Origin of the sequence: Xenorhabdus santafensis, from assembly GCF_033949405.1 — a bacterium.
Classification (GTDB): domain Bacteria; phylum Pseudomonadota; class Gammaproteobacteria; order Enterobacterales; family Enterobacteriaceae; genus Xenorhabdus; species Xenorhabdus santafensis.
The window spans coordinates 1-2,445 of record NZ_VCDN01000135.1; the positions used below are offsets into that span (position 1 = coordinate 1).

A 2,445-nucleotide genomic window follows, 5' to 3' on the forward strand; every position below is an offset into this window, starting at 1 on the left:
TCTCCGGTATTGCGAACCCTGTCTGAATCGCCACCATCAATATTAATTAATGGAAGGGGTAGCAGGAATGAATAATATTAAAAAAGACTGGCATCAAGCTGATATTATTGCTGCATTACGCAAGCGTGGTACTACCTTAGCGGCTGTTTCCCGTGAAGCAGGATTAAGTTCATCAACATTAGCCAATACTCTCAGTAGGCCTTGGCCAAAAGGTGAATGGATAATTGCGAATTATCTCGGAATACACCCTTCAGAAATCTGGCCTAGCCGTTATTTTGATTCATATGATGGTCAGCCTATTGAGCGTAAGGCCCGCAAAGTATCTATTGAATAGTTTGGTTTCAATGAAATAAGCCATGAGGGTAAATAATATATAGCGATTAATTTTATACTCATGGCAATATATTTTCACTGAGTTATTTTTCAAAAATCAATCATCAAGGAGTGTATTTTGAAACGCTGTCAGAGATCACCCGCATTCTCAGAAATAAAACGAGGAATAAAAATTCACGCTAGAGACATGAATAGATGGTGGGGAAAATTACAACATTATTCTATTGCAGAATGGTCATTATTAGCTGGTATAGGATGCTGGGGAATTCCAAATAAATTCGCTCAAATAATTGCTTTCTTGCTTAGCTTGATGTTCTTTTTTGGTAAACTTGTTTCCATTAATTATAAATCTAATTTTTCTAAAACTGAAAAAACATAAAGAAAAAAATAATAGGTTCATATCTATCTGATTATGAAAGAAGTGTTCTATTTAAAAAATTAGATAATGTAAGGCGATTTAGAAGCATTTGGAATTCTTGGTATATGTTTAAGCGGAACTGGAAATTTATATCAGGATATACCTTTCTTGCAGTGTCATTTGGTTATCAAATTTTAGTTAATTATCAAAATCAATATATTTGTTTTGATTTGTATTATATAATTGGATTGTGGAATGAGTAGTTATTTTTATTTAAACCTTGAGTTTTTATCTAAAGAATTAGATGATATCTGTGTTAAAGAGCATTTACACGAAAATAATTATTACTTTAAAAGTAAAGAAATTAAAACTAGAATTGTACATTTGATTGTGGAGGCTAAAAATTCCGGAGAAATTGAATTTATTGATAAAGCATTGTTATTTCTTTTTGAAAATACAGGTTGCCACGAGGATCTTAAGATTTTAAATGAAATAAATAAACCATTGTTTGAGGCTAAAATCCTTAATGGTGAATCTTTAGATAAATATTTGGCTGAGTATTCACCGTTATCTCGGTGGCTGTAATTTGATCATAATGAAATTTGGTTGAGCTGCTATTTTAATAAAATGACAGATAGACCGCTTTGAAACCATTATTTCATTTTTGACAATATTGGTTCTATTGATGATATTTTTGCAATGAAAACTCTGCTATCCACAGTGCCAACCAGATAAAAATCAGGCAAATAGAGACAAAATAATGTGGGGGTATTATAGGGGGTATGGTAGATAATTGAACTAAATAAAGTCATTTAAAAACAAATAATTAATTGTTAATATTGAATCCTGTAGGCCCACAAAACCCCACTAAATACACATTGTTAGCCTTTTTCTATTCTCCCGTAGTCTACTAAGGTATGTTGAAATCCATAGATCTCTGGGGGCATTGTTAGGTTCAATCAAGTGAGATACCCCAAAAATCCAGATAAAGCGGTGGGGGACTGTAAAGCCTAAAGAAAAACCTTATAAATTTGCAGATAGTAGTGAATCCCAAAAAACTCCGCTTTCGTCTTTGATGGTTTTGGGAATTCGTTTCTTTTTGCCCACATCTGTAACAGAATGGTTCTTCTCTATCAATTCATACTTTTCTTGTAGATTAAAATATCTTGCCTCTATTACAAACTAGCGCCTGTCTGGTAATAATTTCCAAAAAATCCACTATACCTTTGTGCAAGAAATTGTTTCAAAAATAACCAATAGCACTTACCCAACGGAACTGGAGACCAAAAATTGTAAATATTGTTTTAGCGTATTGCTAAATAAAGGTATTAGCGTGGAGGACTGAACACGCCTTATTTTTAGCTGGTGGGTTATTATTTGCTCCTGTCACGCTCAGTGTGACAAATTGTGGTAGGGACATGGCTTAATGTGCCGTTCATTCGTGGCGATAGCCGCAGCGTCTTACACCTATGTTTGGTTTGTGCCCGTGCAATATTACCAGAGCAAATTTCCTCGATAAAAACTGATTGACCTGATGGTTGATTTTTTATAAAAACCGGGGAAGTAGTTAAAAACTGCGTTGAAACTCAATCGTTGCGTGCTAGGTGTTGAGCTGAAAGGAGAACGGTTTAAACAGGCTGCACAATAAATAAAAATATTCACAAATAAATAAAATTGATTTCAGTGAATTGTAAAAATGACCATACAAGGCCAATTGATACATTAAATAATTAGCTTGCATTCACATAATAAGT

The 2,445-nt window shown here is 33.5% G+C and carries 3 protein-coding genes; all 3 read left to right on the forward strand.

The genetic code is table 11. From position 1 onward, the window contains the following. The first annotated feature begins 67 nt into the window (after nucleotides 1-67). The 3 genes from FE392_RS19185 to FE392_RS19195 all read left to right on the forward strand — a co-directional run bounded on the left by FE392_RS19185 (nucleotide 68) and on the right by FE392_RS19195 (nucleotide 1,276). On the forward strand, nucleotides 68-334 hold the full coding sequence (locus FE392_RS19185) for a helix-turn-helix domain-containing protein (RefSeq protein WP_319931749.1): 267 nt from the start codon (nucleotides 68-70) through the stop codon (nucleotides 332-334). 117 nt (nucleotides 335-451) lie between these two features. Continuing rightward, nucleotides 452-712: a hypothetical protein gene (locus FE392_RS19190; protein ID WP_319931750.1), complete on the forward strand. Its 261-nt coding sequence runs from the start codon at nucleotides 452-454 to the stop codon at nucleotides 710-712. Nucleotides 713-946: 234 nt separating this feature from the next. Continuing rightward, complete coding sequence (locus FE392_RS19195; protein ID WP_319931751.1) at nucleotides 947-1,276, forward strand: hypothetical protein; 330 nt, start codon at nucleotides 947-949, stop codon at nucleotides 1,274-1,276. Nucleotides 1,277-2,445 lie beyond the last annotated feature (1,169 nt).